We start from the raw sequence: 22441 nt of genomic DNA on the forward strand, positions 1-22441 counted from the left end.
TGGCGGGTTTGTTGTTTGTTCCAGCATTTTTCAGTCATGCCACAACACACTTTGTCTCGCCCTGGCTCTCTGGCCTTGACGGCCTTGGCCGCTTCTTTGATGTGGGCTGCCGCCAGCAGCGCTTGGGCGCAGAAGCCGCCCGCGCCCCCGGCGGCGGCCGCATCGGGCGCCGCACCAGCGGCCAAGCCGCCCGCCGACCCGACCGCACCCAAGCCGTTTGCCGACGTGATCAAAGATGCCAAGCAGCAGGACGGTTATCTGCCGGTCTGGCGCAAAGATGACAAGGTGTGGCTCGAGATCCCCGAAGCGGTGATGGGCCAAGACCTGATGTTCACCGCCAACGTCAGCCAGTCGGTGGGCGAGCGCGGTCTTTATGCCAGCCAGATGGGCCCGGATTGGGTGGCGCAGTTCCGCCGCGTGGGCAACACCCTGCAATTGGTGGCCCGCAACACGGCCTACCGTGCGGGTGATGATGCGGCCAGCAAGGCGTCGGTGCAGCAGGCGTTTTCGGACAGCCTGCTGGCGTCGGCTCCGGTGGCCAGTGCACCGCACCCTGAGCGCAAGTCGGTGCTGGTCGATGCCAGCTTCTTGCTCTCAGACATCCTGGGCTACAGCACCCGCATTGAATACGCCTTCCGCCTGCCCTATGGCTTGGACCGCGGCAATTCGAACATCGAAAAGGCCCGGGCCGACGCAGAGTTGACCACGCTGAACGTGCGCATGCACTTTGCAACGCCCAAGATGCCGGCACCACCCTTGACACCCAGCCCGGTGCCCATGCCGCCCCCGCCCAAGACGGCCCCCGATGCACGCAGCTTTTTTGTGGGCGTGGTCTACAGCTTCGCACCGCTGCCCAAGGTGGCCATGGCCCCGCGCTTGGCGGATCCTCGCCTCGGCCACTTCACCGAGTCTTTCACCGACTTCAGTGGTGACATGAAGCCCAACCAACGGGTGCACTACATCACCCGCTGGCGCCTGGAAAAGAAAGACCCGCAGGCTGCGCTCTCCGAGCCCGTCAAGCCCATCACCTACTGGCTGGATCGCAACATCCCGGTGCGCTACCGCGCGGCGGTTGAAGCCGGTGTGCTGGAGTGGAACAAGGCCTTCGAGAAGATCGGCTTCAAGAACGCGGTGGTGGCCAAGCAGCAAGCCGATGACGCAGACTTCGACACCCTGGACGCCACCCACGCCTCCATCCGCTGGTTTGTGGGTGCCGATGTGGGCTTTGCGATTGGCCCCTCCAAGGCCGACCCGCGCTCAGGCGAAATCTTGGATGCCGACATTGGCATGAGCGATGTCTTCGGCCGCGGTGCGCGCCGCTTGGTGGTGGAAGACTTGACCGCCAGCAGCGAACAGCGCTTGGCCACCTTGATGAGCAACCATCGCGCAGGTCAAACCTGCAACTACGCCCACGAAGCCGCAGGTGAGTTGCAGATGGCGCTAGACCTGCTGGAAGCCCGGGGCGAAGTGGCGCCGGACAGCCCGGAGGCCGAGGCCATCGTGCAGCAGGTCATCAAGGACACCATCATGCACGAGGTGGGTCACACCCTGGGGCTGAAGCACAACTTCAAGGCCTCCACCACCATCACGCGCGAGCAATTGCGCAGCAAGTCCTTCACCGAGGCTCGGGGTATCTCAGGGTCGGTGATGGACTACAACGCCTACAACCTCTCGCTGCGTGGTGAGGCCCCTTCCACGCTCAACAACACCACCTTAGGCCCCTACGATTACTGGGCCATTGAATACGCCTACAAGCCTCTCGACGCCAAGAACGAAGCGGCGGAATTGGCGCGCATTGCCGCACGCAGCACCGAACCTGCCTTGGCTTTCGCGGATGACGCCGATGCGGATGGCCCGGCGGGCGTGGACCCGACGGTCAATCGCTTTGACCTGGGAGATGACCCGCTGGCCTGGTATCAGCGCCGCCTCAACCTCTCGCGCGAGCTGTGGCAGCGTGTGCAGGCCCGCACGCCCAAGGCCGGAGATGACCCGCTGCGCACGCGCCGCGTCTTGAGCAGCGGCTTCCGTCAGTTGATGGTCATGCCGGATCTGGTGAGCAAGTATGTGGGTGGCCTCTACATCGTGCGCGAGTTGCCCGGTCCGACCCAGTCCATCTACAAGCCTGTTGAGCCAGCGCGTCAGCGTGAAGCGCTGAAGTTCATCACCGAGGCCTTCTTCAAGGTGGACAGCTTCAGCTTCCGCCCAGAGTTCTTGGCCCAAGCGGGCCCGGACTACGTCGAGTGGGACCGTGCCGGTCCGATCAGCATCCCTGACACGGTGCTGCAACTGCAGACGCGGACGCTGGACCGCTTGATGGCGTCTGGCACTGCGCGACGCGTGCTCGATCAGACCTCCTATCTGGCTGAGTCACAGCGCAAGAATGCGCTGGGTCTGGCCGAGGTCTATGGCACGCTGCAAAGCGCGGTGTGGGCTGAGCTCAAGGGCAGCGGCGAGGTGGACCGCATGCGCCGCAACTTGCAGCGTGAGCACCTGAAGCGCGTGCAAGGCTTGCTGACCCGCACCGACCCCAGCATGCCCGCTGACGCGGTCAGCTTGGTGCGCTGGCACGCCGAGCGGCTGCAAGCTGATCTGCGCGGTGCCTTGGGCAAGCCGGGTCTCTCCATCGACACCCGTGCCCACTTGCAAGAAAGCCTGGGTCGCTTGACCGAAAGCCTGCGCGCCACCATGCAGCGCAGCTGATGCAGCGCTGGCTTGCTCAGTTCGGAGGGCTTACCAAGCTGTCTGAACTGAGCGCGCCCGCTGCTGAGTTTGATGCGTCGTCGGCGACGACGCGGTTGCGGCCCTCGCGCTTGGCTTGATAGAGCGCACGGTCGGCGGCGCTGGTCAGACTGTCCCATTGATGACCATGGGCATTCGTGCTGGCCACGCCGACGCTCACGGTGATGAACAAGGGCTCATCGAGTCCCTTGATGTGGATGGGTCTGAGCTCGACGCGGCGGCGGAGCATTTCTGCCTTGTCCAAGGCATGGTTCAAGGGGCAATAGCCCAGCAGCACCATGAATTCCTCGCCGCCGACGCGACCGCTGATGTCCTCGCAGCGCAATGAGAGTTGCAGGACCGAGGCCAAGGTTCTCAAGGCTTCGTCACCCACCGGATGGCCGTAGCGGTCGTTCACCAGTTTGAAGTGATCCACATCCAGCACCAGGGCGCAGACCTCAAAGCCATGGCGCTTGCCTTCGGCCAGCAAGGCCTTGGCCCGCAGCTCCACCGAGCGGCGATTCTCCAGACCCGTCAGCGGGTCCACCCCCACCAGCGTCCGCAATTCCAGCAGTTGCTTTTCTTGGCGGGCCTCCAGCTGCAGGCGCGCCTGGCTTTGCTCGACGAGTGAACCCACCAGCTCGGTCAAGCGGCTCACCTCGTCCTGATCAGCCGATGTCGACTTGCTGTTGTCTTCTTCCTCGCCGGCTGGCGTGCTGGTGATTCTCCGCAGTGACTCGGCAGCCTGGCTCAAAGGCTTCAGCACCCGCCGCTTGACCATCCACAGCAGCGTCAACACCAGCAGGTTCTGCGCCAAGCTCAAGAGCGTCCAGCCGATTTGGGCTTGCTGGGATCGCTCCAGGCTTGTCGCAGCAGCGTCTCGGGCGGTGCGCATGTACTGATTGCGCAGATCGACGATGGGTTCAATCATCGGCACATAGCGCTCTGCAAAAGCTGATGCCGAGACCGGCGCGACCTGCTGGGTGCGCTCGACGTAGTTCAGACCGTCCTTGAAAAAGCGCTGATCAACGCGTGCCAACGCCTGCTGTGTGGCAGCATCGGTCGACAGCAGTATGTTCAAGTCGAGATGGCGACGCATTTCCTCTGAGCGGCCATGAATCCGGCTCAGCATGCGCTGCTCCTCGGCCGTCAACGGTGTGCCGCGAATCAGTGCCATGGAGACGACAGAGCCCATGCGGCCGGCGTAGTCGCGCAGCGCTGCAGCAATGGTGGCCCGTGTCACCAAGGTTCGCAGTGATTGATGGTGGTCCGACACGCTGTTGGTGCCCACGGCCAGGCCGCGCGACAACTGGCTGGCCATATCGGCGGCGACGAACATCTCCTGGATCAATTGATTCGGCAGTGTGGCTTCACGCAATGCCGTGGCCTTGCCCAGATGGTCGTCCATGCGCTGGCGCGTCTGGGACAAATGAGCTTGCAGCGCCGACAGTGCCGCTTGTGTTGAGTCTCTCAGGCTGGGATCTCTCAGCGTGCTGGCGGCTTGGCGCGCGTGCGCCAAAGCACGGTCAGAGCGCTCACGGGCAGTGTCCAATGCGGTGCGGTCGAGGGCTGCTTCACGCGTCCCCATGGCTGCGTTGCTCGGGCCTCGTTCTCGGGCCACCGCCTCCACCATGTGCAGGGCTGAATCGACCACTTCCAAAGTCTCAGCCGCCGCCGCCGCTGAGGAGCGCTCCAGGTTCTTGCTGTAAACCAAGTACCAGCCCGCAGGCAGGGACAGGGCAATGATGACAACGCCCATCGCGCCCAATGTGTTGGACAGCGACATGGGCTTCTTGGGGCCAGCTTGCATTGTGGGCTCAGAGTGTTTGGAGGTGGTCCCGGTCGGCGCTTGGCTTGGTTGGAGTGTCGAGCTCTAGCAGCGCTGCCCACACCTGGGCAGGCCGAGCCAAGACCGCAGCGATGTGCTGGGGGGACTCGGGCCGACCGACCCAATAGCCCTGCAAAGCGCTGCATCCGATCGCATGCATCGCGCGAGCCTGGCCCAGTGTCTCCACACCTTCAGCACAAACGGCCATGCCCATGTCCAAACAAGTCCGCACCAAGGATTGAACGCCCCTGAACTCGCGTTGACTTTGTTCGGCTTTGCGCACCAGAGATCGATCCAGCTTGACCTTGTCGGAATCCAGCTCGATCAGTCGCGCGAAGTTGCAATGACCCGCACCAAAGTCGTCAATGCTGAGTTTGACGCCCAGCGATTGCAAGGCGTGCAAGCCTGCCTGCGGAGTCTCACTCTCGCGCAGCGCGAAGGATTCGTTGATTTCTAACTCCAGGCGTCCGGGAGCGATGCCGTAGCGATCGAGCAGTTCAGCCACTTTGTGAGCGAACTCGCTGGACTCTAGTTGGGTGGCGCTGACGTTGATGGCCAAAGTCAGTGGCACCCCGCCTGGCGAGGGCCATTGCGCCAAGTGCTGGCAGCCCTGCTGCACCACCCACAGGCCGACATCCATGATGTCTCCGGCACGCTCCAAGCGGTGAATGAACTCGCCGGGCAGCATCGCCCCGTGCCGGGGGTGGTGAAGGCGAAGAAGCGCTTCGCAGCCCACAACGCGAAGATCCTGCAGCCCCAAGTAGGGTTGATAGGCCACATGGAATCCAATCTCTGCCATGTCCGCCACCTGGAAGCCGCTGCGCTGCTGGGCATGCAGCACATACAGCTCTTTGAGCAAGGACGGGATGGGCACCTCACGGTCTTGGAGCAGCGCCTCTCGCTTGGCAATCTCGAGACGCAATTGGCGGGCCTCTACTTGAGAGCGCGCCAGTTGCAGGCGACTCTCCAAGTTTTGCAGCATGGTCAAGATGACTTTGGCTTCCAACTTGTCTTGAGTGCCCGCCGAGGGCCGAGCCAAGGCATAGGCTTGCTTGGTCAGCTCGCTGGCCTCAGCGGATTGGTTGTCACGCTGGGCCAGCTTGGCGCGCAGCAGCAGCAGGCGGACGCGTTCGACCGACTCCAGGACCAGGTCGATCTGCAGCAACTCGTTCACTCGTGTGCGCGCACCGTTGGCATCACCCATGGACAACAAAGTGTCGGCCACGATGCGCAGCGTCCAGCAATAGAAGTTCATGTTGTAGGCCGCCATCGGACGCAGGGCGGCCTCACTGTCCAGCATGGCTTGAGGTCGGCCATTGATGGCATGCACCACGGTTTGCAGGCACAGGTACCAAGCCTGTAGTCGCGGCGACAGGCTGGGGATGGCGGTCATCCGCTCGAAGGCCTTCAAGTGGTACTCGGCCTCCTCGGGCCGCAGCATGTCGTCGCAGTGAAAGCCCACCACGACCAGCCTTAAGCGCAGTGCCAGATTCGGGTCGCGCACCAGTTCGATGGCATCCAAGTGAAGCGTCTGCGCGTCTTCCAATCGGCCCAGCAAGGCCAGGGCACTGGCAGTCTTCGTCTTGAGGTGAGCCAAGAGGTCGGGGTCGTGGTTGTCGGTGGCCAAGACCAAGGCGCGCTCGAACAGGGGCAGAGCCTCCCCCGGAAATCCCATGTGAGAGGTGGCCGAGGCCAACTCAATCAAGGCGTCCCGCAGGAGATCAGGATCGTCGGTTTGCTCGGCCAGCGCGGCGGCCAATCCGGACCAATCCAGCCACTCGTCGATCCGGCCCAGGGCTTGCGCGCAGCGGCCCACCGTCAACAGGCCAAAGGCCACCAGCGTCGAGTCGCCAAGGCTGCGAACTTGGGTCAACCAAGCGCACGCCTCTTCATAGGCTTGGGCGGGGCTGTTGTCCCGCAAGCGGGTGATGTCCGACAGGGCTGCCAGCAGTTCTTTGTTGTCAAATGGACCTGCGGCAGTGGAGACCGACAAAAACATGGGCGGCTTTGATCAAGAGCAAACACTGGGTCAAGTTAACCCAGTACTCACCATTGTTTCGGTTCCGCACTGTTCTGCTCAATCCTGACATTTGTGGGGCGTGAGGGGCTGTGCTCACCGGGCCGATAAGGCCTGCAGCAGTTTGTCGTGGATGCCCCCGAAGCCCCCATTGCTCATGCACAACACATGGTCGCCGGGCCGCGCCGCCTGGACGACGGCTGCAATCAGTTTGTCCAGCGTGTCACAGACCACGGCTTGGGGCCCCATCGGGCTGAGGGCTTGGGCAGCGTCCCAGCCCAGGTTGGCGCTGTGGCAAAAGGCCAAATCGGCCTCTTCCAAGGACCATGGCAGTTGCGCCTTCATGGGGCCTAACTTCATGGTGTTGGAGCGGGGCTCAAACACCGCCAAGATGCGGGCATGGCCCACCTTGCGGCGCAGGCCGTTGACGGTGGTGCGAATGGCCGTGGGGTGGTGGGCAAAGTCGTCGTAGACCGTGACGCCTGCGGCCTCTCCGCGCCGCTCAAGCCGGCGACGCACGTTTTGGAACTCAGCCAAGGCGGCTGCGCTTTGCTCTGGGCTCACGCCCACATGCTCGGCCGCCGCGATGGCTGCCAAGGCATTGAGCTGGTTGTGTTCGCCCAGCATGTCCCACTCCACACGAGCGATCTTCAGCGCGCCTCGCAGCACGTCAAAGGCATGTGGCTCACCGCGCGCGCGCAGCGTGCCGGGCTCTTCTTTGCGGGCGCCAAAGCGCACCACCTCGCTCCAGCAGCCCCGCTGCAGCACGCGCTGCAGGCTCTCTTCACGGGCGTTGACCACCAAGCGGCCTTGGGCCGGCACGGTGCGCACCAAGTGGTGGAACTGGGTCTCGATGGCAGCCAAATCGGCAAAGATGTCGGCGTGGTCGTACTCCAGATTGTTCAAGATGGCCGTGCGCGGACGGTAATGAACAAACTTGGAGCGCTTGTCAAAAAACGCCGTGTCGTACTCGTCCGCCTCGATCACAAAGCTTGAGCCCTCGCCCAAGCGGGCCGACACCTGGAAGTTTTGCGGCACGCCCCCGACAAGAAAGCCGGGCTTCAGGCCTGCGTGCTCCAAGATCCAGGCCAGCATCGAGGTGGTGGTGGTCTTGCCATGCGTGCCTGCGACCGCCAAGACATGCCGGCCCTGCAGCACATGCTCAGCCAGCCATTGTGGGCCGCTGATGTAGGGCAGCCCTGCATTGAGCACGGCTTCCATCAGCGGCTTGCCCCGCGTCACCACATTGCCGATGACATAGAGGTCTGGCTTGAGCGCCGTTTGATCCGCTTCAAAGCCCTCAATCAGCTCAATGCCCAAGGCCCGGAGCTGGTCGCTCATCGGTGGGTAGACATTGGCATCGCAGCCTGTCACGCGGTGGCCGGCTTCGCGGGCCAGGGCGGCCAGGCCGCCCATGAAGGTGCCGCAAATCCCCAGGATATGAATATGCATGGTGTGAGTGAAAGAGTCGGGCGCGGGGTGGTCAGCAGCTCAGGGTCTGCAGGCCCACCCATTCGTCGTCGGGCATCACAGTGATGGGTTCGCGCACGCAGGCGGCTTCGACACACAACATCTGTGTCCAGTCCGCATCGGGCATGTCAGGCAGGGCGGCGGCGCCCTCTGCGCCAGGGTTCCACACCACCACATCCTCAAAGCCGTCGAGCTTGATCTCCAGCTTGCGGCCCAGCTCTCGCAGCACCAAGGGCTGGCCGCTGTGGCGGTAGATGCGATCAATGGGGCCAATCACGCTCAGCACATCGCCCCATTGCTGGTGGAACTCGCCTTTGAGGCAGTCTTCATAGGCGCAGGTTTGCAGGCCCTCTAACTGGGCCTTGAGCACATCATTGCAGCGCAAGTAGGTGTGCAGCGCGGCCGTGAAGTCGAGGGGCGTTTCACCGGTGTTGGTGACGGCCATCTCGATCTCTATCGTGTTCCCCGCCAGAGAGAAGGTCAGCTCGAGAGAAAAGGCTTGCGGCCAGATCGCCAGGGTTTCGGCGTTGCTGTCAAAGCGCAGCACCCCCAGGGCGTGGCCCCCCCGCACCACCGACTCCACGGCTTGCCAACCCCGGGTGCGCACCAAGCCATGGCGAGGCAGCGGGCCGCGGGTATTGAACTGCGGAAAGATCACCGGCATGCCGCCGCGCACTGACGAGCCTGCGCCATAGCGGGTGGTCGGTGAAAGATAGAGTTGCTCGCCTTGCCCGAGAGGCACCCACGACACCAAATGCCCGCCGTGCAGCAGCACGATGGCGGTGGAGCCGTCGGGGGCGCGCAAGCGCAGTGCGGGTTGGCCTTGGAAATCGACCAGTTTGATGTCGGACATGGCGAACTGGCTCAAACTTCAGAGGCTGGCAAAGGACTCGCGGGCGGCCGCCACGGTGGCGGCAATGTCCGCCTCGCTGTGGGCGGCCGAGACGAAGCCGGCTTCGTAGAGGGCCGGGGCCAGATACACACCGCGGTCCAGCATGGCATGGAAGAAGCGGTTGAAGCGTTCTTTGTCCGTGGCCATCACGGTGGCGTAGTTCTGCGGCAGGCTGTCGGTGAAGAAGAAGCCAAACATACCGCCTTCGTGGTCGCTGCTCCAGGCCACGCCTGCCGCTTTGGCAGCTTCGTCCAGGCCTTGGCGCAGGGTTTGTGTCTTGGCGGACAGACCTTCAAAAAAGCCGGGCTTGGTGATCTCGCGCAGTGTGGCCAAACCACAGGCCGTGGCCACCGGGTTGCCCGACAGCGTGCCCGCCTGATAGACCCCACCCAGAGGCGCCAAGTTCTGCATGATCTTGCGCGAGCTGCCAAAGGCCGCCAAGGGCATGCCGCCGCCAATGACCTTGCCGAACACCGAGATGTCCGGCGCAAAGCCGGGTAGGGCGCGGGCATAGACGCTCTGTGCCGAGCCGAGGGCCACGCGGAAGCCGGTCATCACCTCGTCGAACACAAAGAGCGCGCCGTACTGATCGCAGAGTTCGCGGATGCGCTTCACAAAGGGCACGCTGGCCCGCACAAAGTTCATATTGCCGGCGATGGGCTCGATCATCACGCAGGCAATCTCGTGGCCTTGGGCTTGGAAGGCGGCTTCGATCTGCTCAAGATTGTTGTACTCCAGCACCAGGGTGTGCTGCACCACCTCGGGCGGCACGCCAGCACTGGTGGGATGGCCGAACGTGGCCAAGCCTGAGCCCGCCTTGACCAGCAGCGCATCGGCATGGCCGTGATAGCAGCCCTCGAACTTGATGATCTTGCTGCGGCCGGTCGCACCGCGCGCCAGACGGATGGCGGTCATGCCCGCTTCGGTGCCCGAGCTGACCAAGCGCACCTGCTCAATGCTGGGCACTTGGGCGATGATGGCCTCGGCCAGCTCGACCTCGCGCTCGGTGGGGGCACCAAAGCTGAAGCCTTCGCGGGCGGCCGCCAACACGGCCTCAAGCACCGCCGGGTGGCCGTGGCCCAGGATCATCGGGCCCCAGGAGCCGATGTAATCAATGTAGCGCTGGCCTTCCGCGTCCCACATATAAGGGCCCTCGGCGCGGGCGATGAAACGCGGCGTACCGCCCACAGCGCGAAACGCACGAACGGGCGAATTGACGCCGCCGGGAATGGACTGCTGCGCCCGCTCAAACAACTGCACATTAGTGGACACGGCGAGGACCTCCGGGGGGAAGATTGGCAAGTTCTCCGCCTTCAGGGGCGGCATCGTCATCAGGCAGGGGCAGGCCATCGGGGCCGAGCATCATCTCTTCGTCCTCCGGCGGCAGCGCCCAGAAAAACCGATCCGGGACCACATTGCCCATGCCGGGCCTGAAGCCCGCATCCAGGCTTTGATCGAGGAATTGCAAGGCCTCGCCCACGGCGGCTTGAAGCTCGCTGCCGACGGCCAGCAATGAGGCCAGGGCCGACGACAAGGTGTCGCCCGCACCGATGAAGCTGACTTCAAAGAGCTCGAATTTCTCCCCCGTCAACGCGCCTTGGGCCGAGGCCAGCACGTTGTCGATGAACTGGTTCTGGCCCTTGTTGACCGATTTGTTGGGCAGCATCACGCCCGTGACCAGCACAAAGGGCGCACCATGCTCAGCGGCGGCCACGGCCAACTCGCGCGGCGAGGCGGGGCGGTCGGCGTCCCAGTCGGGCAGCAGAAAGTCGGTCAGGGTTTTGTGGTTGCCCACCAGCACGGCGCTGGCCGGCAGGATCAGCTCGCGAAAAGCGTCCAAATAGCTTTGCTGCTCATCCTCCTCCATCCATGAGAGGTTGGGCAGGTAGGACACCAGGGGCAGCTCGGCATAGTCCGACAACACCTCGGCCACGGCACTGACGTTTTCGGCCGAGCCCAAGAAGCCTACTTTGAAGCCGGAGGCCGTCACGTCTTCCAAGACGCTGCGGGCTTGCTCGACGATGGCGTCGGCGTCAATGACATGCTGATCAAAGACCTCGGCGGTATCGCGCATCAAGACACTGGTGACCACCGGCAAGGGGTGGGCGCCCATTGCCGAAATGGTGGAGATGTCACCACTCAAGCCGCTGGCGCCCGAAGGGTCGCTGGCATTGAAGCTCATCACGCAGGCGGGCGGTGCTTGATCTTGGATCAGCTCCTGGGCGCCATCGGCGCTGGGGATGGGGGCTGTGGTCATGGAAGAAGGGCCGGTTGGAGGAGGGGGTCGTCGGGTCAAGGCAAAGAGCCGGCCATCGGGGGCTGAGCAAGCACAAGTTTGTAGCATCTGTTCCTATAAACCCTTGGCAGTGCGCCTTGGGCCGTGGCTACAATCAACGACGATTGTAGTGACCTGGTGAAACCGACCGTGAGCGAATCTCGAACCTGGATGTGCCTGATTTGTGGATGGATCTACGATGAGGCTGCGGGCGACCCCGAGCATGGCATCGCACCGGGGACCGCCTGGGCGGATGTGTCCATGAACTGGACCTGCCCGGAGTGCGGCGCCCGCAAGGAAGACTTCGAAATGGTCGAAATCTAGCCTTGGGCCTGCTTTCAAACCCCATTAAAACAAAACACGATGCACCGCCACCGTTGGGAAGGTTGAAGTGACTGAACCCCATCCATCGGATCTCTCGTCCCCTATTCGGGTGCTGGTGATCGACGACAGCAACACCATCCGCCGCAGCGCCGAGATCTTTCTGCGCCAAGCTGGCCATGAAGTGATCTTGGCCGACGATGGCTTTGATGCTCTGGCCAAGGTCAACGACCATCAGCCGCAACTGATTTTTTGCGACATCTTGATGCCGCGCCTCGACGGCTATCAGACCTGCGCCATCATCAAGCGCAACCCGCGCTTCGCCCAGGTGCCCGTCATCATGTTGTCTTCCAAAGACGGTGTGTTTGATAAGGCGCGCGGCAGGATGGTGGGCTCGGACGACTACCTCACCAAGCCCTTTACCAAGGAACAGTTGCTGCGCGTGGTGGCTCAGTTTGGTGCTGTGGCCGCCTGAGGCTGCGGGCCTTTGGGCTTGTTTGATTCCCTGTTTTTCGCGATACCCCCGGTATCCCCGAGGACTTTGCCATGACCATTCGCAACATCTTGCTGGTTGACGATTCCAAGACTGAATTGCATTACCTCAGCGGCCTGCTGACTCAGCATGGCTATGCCGTGCGCACCGCGGAAACCGGCGATGAGGCCATGCGCTTGTTGTCTGAAGCCAAGCCAGACCTGATCCTCATGGATGTGGTGATGCCGGGCAAGAACGGCTTTCAGCTCACGCGCTCCATCACGCGGGACCCGCGTTATGCCGATGTGCCCGTGATCATGTGCACCAGCAAATCCCAAGAAACCGATCGGGTTTGGGGTTTGCGCCAAGGCGCGCGCGACTATGTGGTCAAGCCCGTCAAGGCGGAGGACTTGGTGTCCAAAATCAACGCGCTGGGCTGACGCCTCAGCGGTGAACCGGACTGCTCCGAACCATGGCCAATAAGGACGCCCTCAGAGACCTGCAAGTTCGCCTGGCCAACCGGCTGCGCGAAGCCCGTGAACAGCCGCGCCAAGTGGGTTGGTTGGCGGTGGAATGTGGCGGCAATGGCTTGCTGATGCCACTGGCGCAGGCTGGCGAGATCCATCCTTTGGGCCGCATCACCAAGGTGCCTCATGCCAAACCTTGGTTGGCTGGCGTCGCGAATTTGCGGGGCGAGCTGTATGCCGTTGTGGATTTGCCCGTGTTCCTGGGGCTGCAGGAATCGGCCAAGGCGGCTGGGCCGGCGCAAGGTCAACTGGTCGCTTTGAACGCCTCTTTGAATTTGAATGCCGCGCTGCGCGTTGACCGATTGGTCGGCCTGCGCGATCCCGAGCACATGAAGGTGGAGCACAGCGACGCCCCCCGCCCCGGCTTTGTGTCCGCAGGCTGGCGAGATGCCCAAGGGCGGTTGTGGCAGGCCTTGGACTTGGCCCAAATGGCCAATGACCCCGCCTTCTTGGACGTGGCCCACCGGCCCCAGGCGTCCGCGATCAAGCAGTAAGAGGATGACATGAGTCTGATTGACCGATTCCGTGGCCCTGGGCGTCCCCAGGCTGATACAGGCACCAAGGCCGCCGCACCGCTGCCGACGGCACTCAAGCCCGACGGAGCCGATCCTGAGGTGGACCTCTTGCTCAGTCAAATCGATGAACGACTGGGGCATTCCGCGAGCCCGGAGGACTCGGACTTGGCGGAAAGTGACATGATCGTGTCACGCTTTGTCACCGACGAAGAATTGGACGCCGCGACGCCCAAGCCCGCCGCTGTTGCTGCCGCAGCAGAGCCCACCGTCGACGACGCCGTGACGCTGCCCTTGCTGGGACACCGACCGGTGGCTCAGCACCAGCGTGTGCTCTTGACCATGGTGGGTGCAGGCGTGGTCGGTGTGTTGGCCATTGGTGCCTTGGCGCTGTCCGCCAGCAGCCAGCAAGCTGGGCAGCTGACCGCCACCGGCCAAGCCTTGATGCAGTCGCAGCGTTTGGCTAAATCGGTGTCACAGGCCTTGGTGGGTAACCCCGCAGCCTTCCCTGAAGTCAAGGACAGCAGTTCGGTGCTGGTGCGCAACATCAAGGGCCTGGATGCAGGCGGCGACGGTATCGCGGCCGTGTCAGGCGGTGCGCGTGATGCATTGACGAGCTTGCTGCCCATGATGGAGCGTGCCGAAAAGCGCTCGGCCGACGTGCTCAGCCAACAAGAAACCCTGACCAATGTCGGTCAGGCGCTGCGCCAGATCAACCGCCAATCGTCTGATTTGCTGGAAGTGGCGGAGACGGTCTCTTCGCTGAAGTTGCAGAGCGGTGCGTCGGCGGCCGAGTTGTCCGCGGTGGGCCAGTTGGTGATGTTGACCCAACGTATCGGCAAGAGCGCGAACGAATTCCTGACCTTGGAAGGTGTGAGCCCTGAGGCAGTGTTCTTGTTGGGTAAAGACTTGAACACCTTCCGCGAGATCACGGACGGTTTGCTCAAAGGTAACGCAGACTTGCGCCTGCCAGGCACTCGGGACCCTGCCACCCGCGAGCGGCTGGAGCAGCTCTCGGTCCTGTATGAGCAGACCCGCAAGCAGGCCAGCACCATTTTGGGCAGCTTGCAAGGCTTGGCGGCGGCCCGAGAAGCGCAGTCGGGCATCGTGCAGGACAGTGAGCCCCTGCGCAAAGGCTTGGAGCAGGTGCAAGAAGACCTGCAATCCGCCAGCGGCTTAGGTCTGTTGCGGGGCTTTGCGGTGGTGTTGGCGGCGGCGCTGGCGGTGGCGGGCGGTTTGGGCCTGCTGCGCCTGTATGTGTTCAACCAGGCTTTGCGTGCACGCCAAGCTGAGGAAGTGGCCCTCAAGGCCGAGGCCCAAGAGCGCGATGCCAAGCGTGTCAATGACGCCAATCAGGCGGCGATCTTGCGGCTGATGAATGAGCTGCAAACTGTGGCGGAGGGCGATTTGACCCACCAAGCCACGGTGACGGAGGACATCACGGGCGCGATTGCTGACTCGGTGAACTACACCGTGGAAGAGCTGCGAACCCTGGTGGCCCAGGTCCAGAACGCGGTGGCGCGGGTGACCGACACCACGACCCAGGTGGAGGCGACTTCTACCGAGCTGCTGGCCGCTTCCTCTGAACAACTGCGTGAAATTCTTGAAACCGGTGAGTCGGTGCTGAAGATGGCCTCGCGAATCAACGAGGTCTCGGCCCAGGCGCAGCAAACAGCGCAGGTGGCGCGGCAATCCTTGGCAGTGTCGGACACCGGCCGTAAGGCGGTGAGCGATACCATCGACGGCATGAACCAGTTGCGCGAGAACATCCAAGAAACCGCCAAGCGCATCAAGCGCCTGGGCGAGTCCTCGCAAGAGATTGGTGAAATCACCGAGCTGATCTCCGACATTACTGAGCAGACCAACGTGCTGGCGCTGAACGCGGCCATTCAAGCCGCGTCGGCCGGTGAAGCGGGCCGAGGCTTCTCGGTGGTGGCCGAAGAAGTGCAGCGGCTGGCGGAACGCTCCGGCGATGCGACCCGCCAGATTGCCGCGCTGGTCAAGACCATTCAGACCGACACCCAAGACGCGGTGGCCGCCATGGAGCAGTCCACGCAAGGGGTGGTGCAGAACGCCAAGCTGAGCGATGCGGCCGGCAGTGCGCTGGGCGACATTGACCGCGTGACGCGCCGCCTCTCGGAGCTGATTGAGCAGATTTCCAGCGAGGCGCGGCGTGAGGCCGAGTCTGCTAACGTGGTGGCTGCCAACATCCAGCACATTTTTGCGGTGACGGAGCAAACCGGTGACGGTACGCGCTCGACGGCGCAGATGGTGCATGAGCTGGCCCGTACCGCCGACGAATTGCGTCGCTCGGTTGATCGTTTCAAGATCGCTTGATCGCGCGGATGGTTTTGAATGTCCCTGGATCACACCACCCCTGATGCCGCCAGCCCCGCTGGCCAAGCGTCGGCGCCAGTCGGCGACCTGAGCGCCTTGGCTTGGGTGCATGATGAACTCCGGCGCACCCTGGAAGGTGCCCAGAAGACCTTGCGTCGCGCGCTGCGCGAGTCCACCAGCCGTGCGGCCAGCTTGAGCCCTGGCGCCGATGGGCAAGCCCCCTTGATGCTGCAGGCGCGGGGGCAGCTGCATCAAGTCGTGGGTGCGCTGGAGATGATCGGCCTGCCGGCCGCCGCTCGGTTTGTGCATGGCTATGAAACAGCCGTGCAACGGCTGGCCCAGTTGCCCAACAGCTTTGACACCGAGGCATTGGCCACGCTGGAGCGCGCGGGCTATGTGGTGATGGACTATCTGCGTCGCCAATTGGCGGGGCAGGACATTTCTCCCTTGGCGCTGTTCCCGTCCTATCAGCAAGTGATGACGCTGGCCGGTGTGCAGCGGGCTCACCCTGCAGATCTGTGCACGGTGGTGGTGAACTCTGCAGAGCCGGCGGCGCTGGCAGCCACCGCGGCGCCCTTGACAGCGGGCGTAGACGCTCGCGCCATCATGGAGCGCGAGCTGCTGGCCAGCCTGCGCGGCCGCAACGGCACCGCGCCCTTGCAGCGCATGAGCGATTTGTGCGCCAGCTTGGCGGCGGGGGCGCAAGGCCGTCTGGCTGAGGTGTGGCACTTGGCGTCGGCCTTCTTCGAGGCGCAAGCCTGTGGGCGATTGGCGGCCGATGACTTCAGCCGTCGCATGGCCTCGCGCCTGTTGGCTCAGCTGCGCGCCTCTGAGCGCGGCGTGACCGACACCCCCGACACGCTGATCCAGGACCTGCGCTTTTTCTGTGCTCGGGCCACCTCCGACGGCCAGGGCGCTGCACCGCGTTTGAGCCAGGTGCGGCGGGCGCTGTCGCTGCCGGAGCTGTCGCAGCTGGATTACGCCCAGAGCCCTCTGGGGCGCTTTGACCCTGCGCTGCTGCCATTGGCCAAGCGGCGTGTGGCCGCCTTCCGCGAGTCGTGGTCGGCGCTGTCCTCGGGCGACGCCAGCACGGCGGGCCAGGTCAATGAGCAAGCAGCTTTGGTGGCCGAGTCGGTGCGCCAGCTCTATCCCGATGGCGAGCAATTGGCGCAGGCCTTGCGTGCGGCTGTGGCCTCGCCGAGCCGGCCTGAAGGCGGCCCGCGTCCCGAAGTGGCGATGGAGGTGGCGACAGCCTTGCTGTGCGTGGACTCCTCGCTGGATGAAATGGATCTGGATGAGCCGCAGCTGGGCCAACGCGTCAAGCGATTGGCGGCGCGGCTGGACCAAGTGGCCTCGGGCAAAGAGCCCGCGCCCATCGAGCCGTGGATGGAATCGCTCTACCGAGAGGTGTCCGACCGCCAGACCATGGGCAGTGTGGTGCAAGAGTTGCGCGCCTCCTTGGCCGAGGTGGAGCAGCAACTCGACCGCTTCCATCGCCAGCCCCAAGATCGCGACCCCCTGTTCATGGTGCCGGGTCAGTTGGCCTCGATGCGCGGGGTGCTGTCGGTGCTGGGCCTGGACCACGCTGCGCAGGCTGTGCAGCACATGCGCGACGATGTCGACCGCATTGCGGCCTCGCCGGAGCACCAAGCCACCATTGACGCCCGATTGGCCGACAACCTCGGTGGCCTGTCCTTCCTGATCGACATGCTGGCCGTGCAACCGCAACTGGCCAAGTCGCTGTTCCGCTTTGACGCTGAGACGGGCAGCTTCACGGCCCTGATGGGCCGCGCCACAGTGGCCACCCCAGTGGCCTCTGCCGCGATGGACCCGACGTTGCAGGCCAGCTTGGCCTCGGTGGCGGAAGAAGCCCTGTGGGGCCAGACCACCCATGATGATTTGGCCCGGTCGCTCGAAGGCGTGGCCCAGCAAGCCATGGCGGCGGATGCGCCAGCCTTGGCGCAGGCTGTGACCCGTGCTCAAGAGGCCCTGGCCGATGCGCATGAAGGCGCGGACAAAGTGGCTGCGCGCGCCTCCATCGGTGAGACCATCGGCCAGATCGCCACGGCGCAAAGCGCGGCGCTCGCCAGCGCTGCGCCGCCGGCGCCCCTGGTGGATGCCGACATGCGCGAGGTCTTCATTGAAGAAGCGCGCGAAGTGCTGGCGCTGGCGCGCGAGTCGCTGCAGACCTTGTCGGCACAGCCGCGCGACCTGGGGGCCATGACCTCCTTGCGTCGGACTTTCCATACCCTCAAAGGCAGCGCCCGCATGGTGGGCTTGGCCGACCTGGGTGAGGCTGCGTGGGCTTATGAGCAACTGCTCAATGCCCGCTTGGCTGAAGCCGTGATCGAGGCCGACGCGGTGATGCGCGAGTTTGCAGCGCGTGCCGTGGCTGACCTGTCGGCGTGGGTCGATGCCATCGCCTTGTCGCCACAAGCCGCCTGGGATGCCTCAGCCTTGATGGCCGAGGCTCATGTGCTGCGAGACACGGCTGGGCAAGTCTCTGACGAAGCCCGCGCTGCGCCGCAACCGCCGGTGCTCACCAGCCCGGTCGATGAGGATCTGTCCGAAGACGACGTCACCCACTATGCAGAGCTGGACGTTGGCCCGTCACCCGCTGCGGCGACACCTACCGTCTTGCCCTCGTCATTGCTGGCGCTGGATCTCGACCTCAGTCACGACAACGATCCCCAGCCCACGCCCACGACCACGCCTCAGGCCTTGGATCTGGTCAGCGACACCCAGCCTGGGGCTCTGGACGGCGAAGCAACGCTCGCAGCAGCCGAGACCTCCGTCGCGCAGCCTGCGACCGAAACGGATGCCTCAGCGGTCGACCTGGAGTTGGACTTCTCGGTGCCTGTGGCGGAAGCGCCGACCGAGCCTGCGGACAGTGCGCCGCCGGAGCCCACTCCTGCGCCTGCTGTGCATGTGCCCCCGACACTGACCTTGGTCGAGCCGACCGCGGCGTCAGCGCAGGAGCCCGCCCCCGAGGACGACGCCGATCGCTTCAAGATGGTGGGCCATCTGCGGGTGCCGATTGGCCTGTTCAATGTGTTCTTGAACGAGGCGGATGAACAGTCTCGCCGTTTGTGTGTGGAGCTCGCCGAGTGGTCTTTGGAGCACCACCAACCGGTGTCAGAGACGTCCGAAGCGCTGGCCCACTCCCTGGCCGGCAACTCGGCCACGGTGGGCTACAGCGACCTCTCGGCGCTGGCACGGCGTTTAGAGCATGCGCTGGAGCATTCCCGCACCCGGGGCCAAGGCAGCCCGGCTGAAGCGCAACTGTTTGTCGACGTGGGCGACGAGATTCGTCGCCTCCTGCATCAGTTTGCGGCGGGCTTTTTGCGCGCAGCCTCGCCCGAGCTGCTGCAGCGCTTAGAGGCTCATGAAGCGCATGAGGCCAAGCTGCCCCATGCGGCCACGCCCGCTGCGGCACCCGTGGCACCGACGGTTGCGCTGGGGGAGATGCGTTACGCGGCCCTGAGTGACGAGCCCGAAGCCTTGGCGCCGCACACGCCCGAGCCGACCGCAGTGCATGCTGAGCCCGGTGGCTTGGCGGCTCTGAGCGATGTGCTGGAGTCGCAGGACGACCTGGACCCGGTGTTGTGGCCGGTGTTTGCCGAGGAAGGCGAAGAACTGCTGCCGGTCTTGGCGCAGGAGTTGCGTCATTGGGAGGCGGCCCCGTCGGAGCGCGCTGCGCCCGTGGCCGCCATGCGCGCCTTGCATACCTTCAAAGGCGGCGCCCGCTTGGCCGGGGCCATGGCCCTGGGTGAATTGGCGCACCGCTTAGAGTCCTCGTTTGAACAGGTGTTGGCGCATTTGCCCGCCTCTGCCGAAGGACTGGCCGCCTTGGCAGGCGGCGTCGACCGCTTGGACGAGCATTTCCAGGCTTTGCTGGCTCGTGCGGCTGGGCCCGCACCTTCTCCGGTGCCGCCTTCTGTGCGGGCAGAAGCCGCGCTGGCATCGCCCACCCCAGAAGCTGCTGGAGCGGCCATCGAGGAGCCCGCCAAACCGGCCGAGACTGAAGCGGCCCCCATCACGCCGGTCACGCCGGTCTTGGCCACCGCCCAGGCGGCGCCTGATTGGAGCCGCTTCCTGGGTGAAGAGGCTTTGCGTGGCCCCGACCCCGTGGCCGGCCAGCGCGCGGAGCCCTCCACGACCGTCGGTACGGTGCGCGTGCGGGTGCCTCTGCTGGACCGCATGGTGAGCCATGCCGGTGAAGTCAGTGCAGCGCGTGCCCGCATTGACAGCGAGTTGGGCCAAATGCGTCAGGGCCTCAAGGAGCTGACCGAAAACTTGGACCGTCTGCGTCGCCAGCTGCGAGATTTGGAGATCCAAGCCGAGACGCAAATGGCCTCGCGCATGGAAGCCGCGCGTGCCGCCCAGCAGACCTTTGATCCGCTGGAAATGGACCGTTTCACGCGGGTGCAAGAGCTGACCCGCATGTTGGCCGAATCGGTCAACGACGTGGGCACGGTGCAGCGCACCTTGCAGCAATCCATCCAGGTGGCCGAAGACCAACTGGCGCAGCAAGCGCGTCTGGCGCGCGACCTGCAGGACGACTTGCTGCGTGCTCGCATGGTGGAGTTCGACACCTTGTCTGAGCGGCTCTACCGGGTCGTGCGTCAAGCGGCCAAGGAAACCGGCAAGCAAGTGCGCCTGAACCTGGCGGGTGGCACCACTGAGGTGGACCGCGGCGTGCTGGACCGCATGGCACCTGCGTTCGAGCACCTGCTGCGCAATGCCGTGGTGCATGGCATTGAGGCCACGGCGCTGCGAGAGGCGACTGGCAAGGACCCGGTCGGCACCATTGACCTGCGCCTGCGCCAAGTGGGCAATGAAGTTCAAATTGAGGTGCGTGATGACGGCGCGGGCCTGGACTTGGTCCGGATTGCCGAGCGAGCACGTCGCACCGGCGTGCTCGCTGCCGACGCCAAGCCGACGGAGGCTGAATTGGCCGGCATGATCTTCCGCTCGGGCTTCACCACCTCCGAAGAGGTGACGGAGTTGGCCGGCCGCGGTGTGGGCATGGACGTGGTGCGCGCCGAGGTCACGTCCTTGGGGGGCCGCATCGACACCGCCAGCGCGACGGGCCGCGGCACAGCCTTCCAATTGGTGCTGCCGCTGACCACTGCGGTCACCCAGGTGGTGGTCTTGAATTGCGATGACTTGGTGGTGGCAGTGCCCTCCAATTTGGTCGAGCGTGTGACGCGCACGCCGGTGCAAGAGGTGGAAGCCGCTTACCGCGATGGCGTGATGCGCATTGGCGAAGACACCTTGCCCTTCTTCTGGATGGGCGGGCTGCTGGAACATGGCGGGCGCGGTGCCCTGGAGGGCAAGACGGCCTCTATCGTCGTCGCGCGCAGTGCGTCGCAGCGCGTGGCCCTGCATGTGGGGCAAGTCTTGGGTAACCAGGAAGTCGTGGTCAAGAACTTGGGCCCGCAGCTGGCCCGGCTGCCTGCCCTCTCTGGCTTGTCCATGCTGCCCGACGGCCAGACCGTGCTGATCTACAACCCGGTGGCCTTGGCGGCGATTTACGGAGCACAAGCCCGTGATCGCATGCGTCAGGCCGATGCCATGACGGTGGAAGGCGCTGCGGCTGAAGGGCGCGAGATGGCCATGCCGCTGGCCACCTTGGTGATGGTGGTGGACGACTCGCTCACCGTGCGTCGTGTCACCCAGCGCTTGCTGCAACGCGAAGGCTATCGGGTGCAATTGGCCAAGGATGGCTTGGAAGCCCTGGAGCTGTTGGGCAGTGAGAAGCCTGCCGTCGTGCTCAGCGATATCGAAATGCCGCGCATGGATGGTTTTGATTTGCTGCGCAACCTGCGCGCCGATGCGCGCCTGCGTGACTTGCCGGTGGTGATGATCACGTCGCGCATTGCCCAGCGACACCATGACCTGGCCATGACACTGGGTGCGAACGAGTACCTCGGAAAGCCGTATGATGAGCAGGCCCTGTTGAACTTGGTGCGTGGATTTGTCGATGCCGCCCACGGTGTTGGCGACCAGGGCTTGACGGAGTCCGGCGTAGATGCCCGAAATCATTGATCAACTGGCCGAGTTGACCGGCCTGCGAGACCGCGACACTTTAGATGTCAGCTTGGCGCTGGCCCTTCGCGACTTGCTGGCCCCGGAGTTAGTGGCTGTCCACCGCGTGGTGGGTGAGCCCGGCGACGAGCGCTGGCAAACCCGGGCGCGGCTGGTGCCTTCCGATATCACCGCCACTGCTGACACGACCTATTTCGACAATGGCACCTTGCCGGCCTTGGCGGAGCAAGCGCTCTGGCAGGATTGTTTGGTCAACAACCATACCGTCAGTGTGGATGGAGACCCGGCGGTCACCTTGTTTGCGATGCCCGCTGAATCTGGGGCGTCTGGGGTGGTGGAGGTGCATACCTCTCAGGCCATCGGCGCCGATGTGATCCGCTTGGTCAAAGGCGTGCTGCGGATCTACCGCAATGTGCATGCCTTGCTGGATTACAGCGAGCGAGATACCTTGACCGGTTTGCTCAACCGCAAGAGTTTCGATGAGACCTTTTACAAGATGGTCGCGTTGGGCATGCAGGCTTCTCAGCAGCTGGATGTGGCCGACCCAGAGCGTCGTTTGGCCGTGCCGGTGCGCTATTGGCTGGGGGTGATCGACATTGACCACTTCAAGCAGGTCAATGACACCTTCGGCCACCTGATCGGCGACGAAGTCTTGTTGTTGCTGTCGCGGGTGATGCGCGGCTGCTTCCGCCACAGTGATCGGCTCTATCGCTTCGGTGGCGAGGAGTTTGTGGTCTTGCTGCGCTGCCCCACGGAAGAAGACGCCCATGCCGCCATGGAGCGCTTCCGTGTTGCCGTGCGGGAGTACAAATTCCCGCAGGTAAATCACGTCACCATCAGCGTCGGCTTCACCGACCTGCGCCCGGGCGACACGCCCAGCTCCGCGGTGGAGCGGGCGGACAAGGCGGTCTACCACGCCAAGCACCACGGCCGAGATCAAGTCTGCAGCCATTCTGTGCTCGTCTCCGAGGGCTTGGTGGCCCCCGACAACCGCGACAGCGACGTCGAGTTTTTCTGAGCG

General features: G+C 64.1%; 14 protein-coding genes. 8 read left to right on the forward strand and 6 right to left on the reverse strand.

Annotated features, from left to right (window positions below; genetic code table 11):
- Positions 1-36: 36 nt before the first annotated feature.
- On the forward strand, positions 37-2700 hold the full coding sequence (locus KAK11_RS09315) for a zinc-dependent metalloprotease (RefSeq protein WP_210808553.1): 2664 nt from the start codon (positions 37-39) through the stop codon (positions 2698-2700).
- Positions 2701-2716: 16 nt separating this feature from the next.
- Here KAK11_RS09315 and KAK11_RS09320 read toward each other — a convergent pair whose 3' ends face one another.
- From KAK11_RS09320 to thiD, 6 genes are all read right to left on the reverse strand, one after another.
- Entirely contained in the window at positions 2717-4504 is a 1788-nt protein-coding gene (locus KAK11_RS09320) for a diguanylate cyclase (RefSeq protein WP_210808555.1), read from the reverse strand.
- A 31-nt stretch (positions 4505-4535) separates the two neighbouring features.
- A complete protein-coding gene (locus tag KAK11_RS09325) occupies positions 4536-6545 on the reverse strand; it encodes an EAL domain-containing protein (protein WP_210808557.1) in 2010 nt (669 codons plus the stop codon).
- A 114-nt stretch (positions 6546-6659) separates the two neighbouring features.
- Complete coding sequence (gene mpl, locus KAK11_RS09330) at positions 6660-8015, reverse strand: UDP-N-acetylmuramate:L-alanyl-gamma-D-glutamyl-meso-diaminopimelate ligase (RefSeq protein ID WP_210808559.1); 1356 nt, start codon at positions 8013-8015, stop codon at positions 6660-6662.
- A 31-nt stretch (positions 8016-8046) separates the two neighbouring features.
- Positions 8047-8886: a D-hexose-6-phosphate mutarotase gene (locus tag KAK11_RS09335; protein WP_210808561.1), complete on the reverse strand. Its 840-nt coding sequence runs from the start codon at positions 8884-8886 to the stop codon at positions 8047-8049.
- Positions 8887-8904: 18 nt separating this feature from the next.
- A complete protein-coding gene (gene hemL, locus KAK11_RS09340; RefSeq protein WP_310737776.1) occupies positions 8905-10197 on the reverse strand; it encodes a glutamate-1-semialdehyde 2,1-aminomutase in 1293 nt (430 codons plus the stop codon).
- Positions 10187-11182: a bifunctional hydroxymethylpyrimidine kinase/phosphomethylpyrimidine kinase gene (gene thiD, locus KAK11_RS09345; protein WP_246498707.1), complete on the reverse strand. Its 996-nt coding sequence runs from the start codon at positions 11180-11182 to the stop codon at positions 10187-10189. The genes hemL and thiD overlap by 11 nt, the downstream gene beginning before the upstream one ends.
- A gap of 189 nt (positions 11183-11371) precedes the next feature.
- On the opposite strand from thiD, the gene KAK11_RS09350 reads away from it, so the two are divergent.
- The 7 genes from KAK11_RS09350 to KAK11_RS09380 all read left to right on the forward strand — a co-directional run bounded on the left by KAK11_RS09350 (position 11372) and on the right by KAK11_RS09380 (position 22438).
- Positions 11372-11524 carry a rubredoxin gene (locus tag KAK11_RS09350; RefSeq protein WP_210808987.1) on the forward strand — a complete coding sequence of 51 codons (153 nt, stop codon included), beginning with the start codon at positions 11372-11374 and terminating at the stop codon, positions 11522-11524.
- Positions 11525-11591: 67 nt separating this feature from the next.
- Entirely contained in the window at positions 11592-11996 is a 405-nt protein-coding gene (locus tag KAK11_RS09355; RefSeq protein ID WP_210808563.1) for a response regulator, read from the forward strand.
- 71 nt (positions 11997-12067) lie between these two features.
- The gene (locus KAK11_RS09360) at positions 12068-12433 is read left to right on the forward strand and encodes a response regulator (protein WP_210808565.1); all 366 of its coding nucleotides are present in this window, start codon (positions 12068-12070) and stop codon (positions 12431-12433) included.
- A 32-nt stretch (positions 12434-12465) separates the two neighbouring features.
- Positions 12466-13014, forward strand: a complete 549-nt coding sequence (locus KAK11_RS09365) for a chemotaxis protein CheW (RefSeq protein ID WP_210808567.1) — start codon at positions 12466-12468, stop codon at positions 13012-13014.
- Positions 13015-13023: 9 nt separating this feature from the next.
- The gene (locus KAK11_RS09370; RefSeq protein WP_210808569.1) at positions 13024-15369 is read left to right on the forward strand and encodes a methyl-accepting chemotaxis protein; all 2346 of its coding nucleotides are present in this window, start codon (positions 13024-13026) and stop codon (positions 15367-15369) included.
- An 18-nt stretch (positions 15370-15387) separates the two neighbouring features.
- Positions 15388-21420 carry a hybrid sensor histidine kinase/response regulator gene (locus KAK11_RS09375; protein WP_210808571.1) on the forward strand — a complete coding sequence of 2011 codons (6033 nt, stop codon included), beginning with the start codon at positions 15388-15390 and terminating at the stop codon, positions 21418-21420.
- Entirely contained in the window at positions 21404-22438 is a 1035-nt protein-coding gene (locus tag KAK11_RS09380; RefSeq protein WP_210808573.1) for a GGDEF domain-containing protein, read from the forward strand. The genes KAK11_RS09375 and KAK11_RS09380 overlap by 17 nt, the downstream gene beginning before the upstream one ends.
- The last annotated feature ends 3 nt before the right edge of the window (positions 22439-22441 follow it).

The sequence above is a fragment of the Ideonella paludis genome, from assembly GCF_018069865.1.
Classification (GTDB): Bacteria; Pseudomonadota; Gammaproteobacteria; order Burkholderiales; family Burkholderiaceae_C; genus Ideonella; species Ideonella paludis.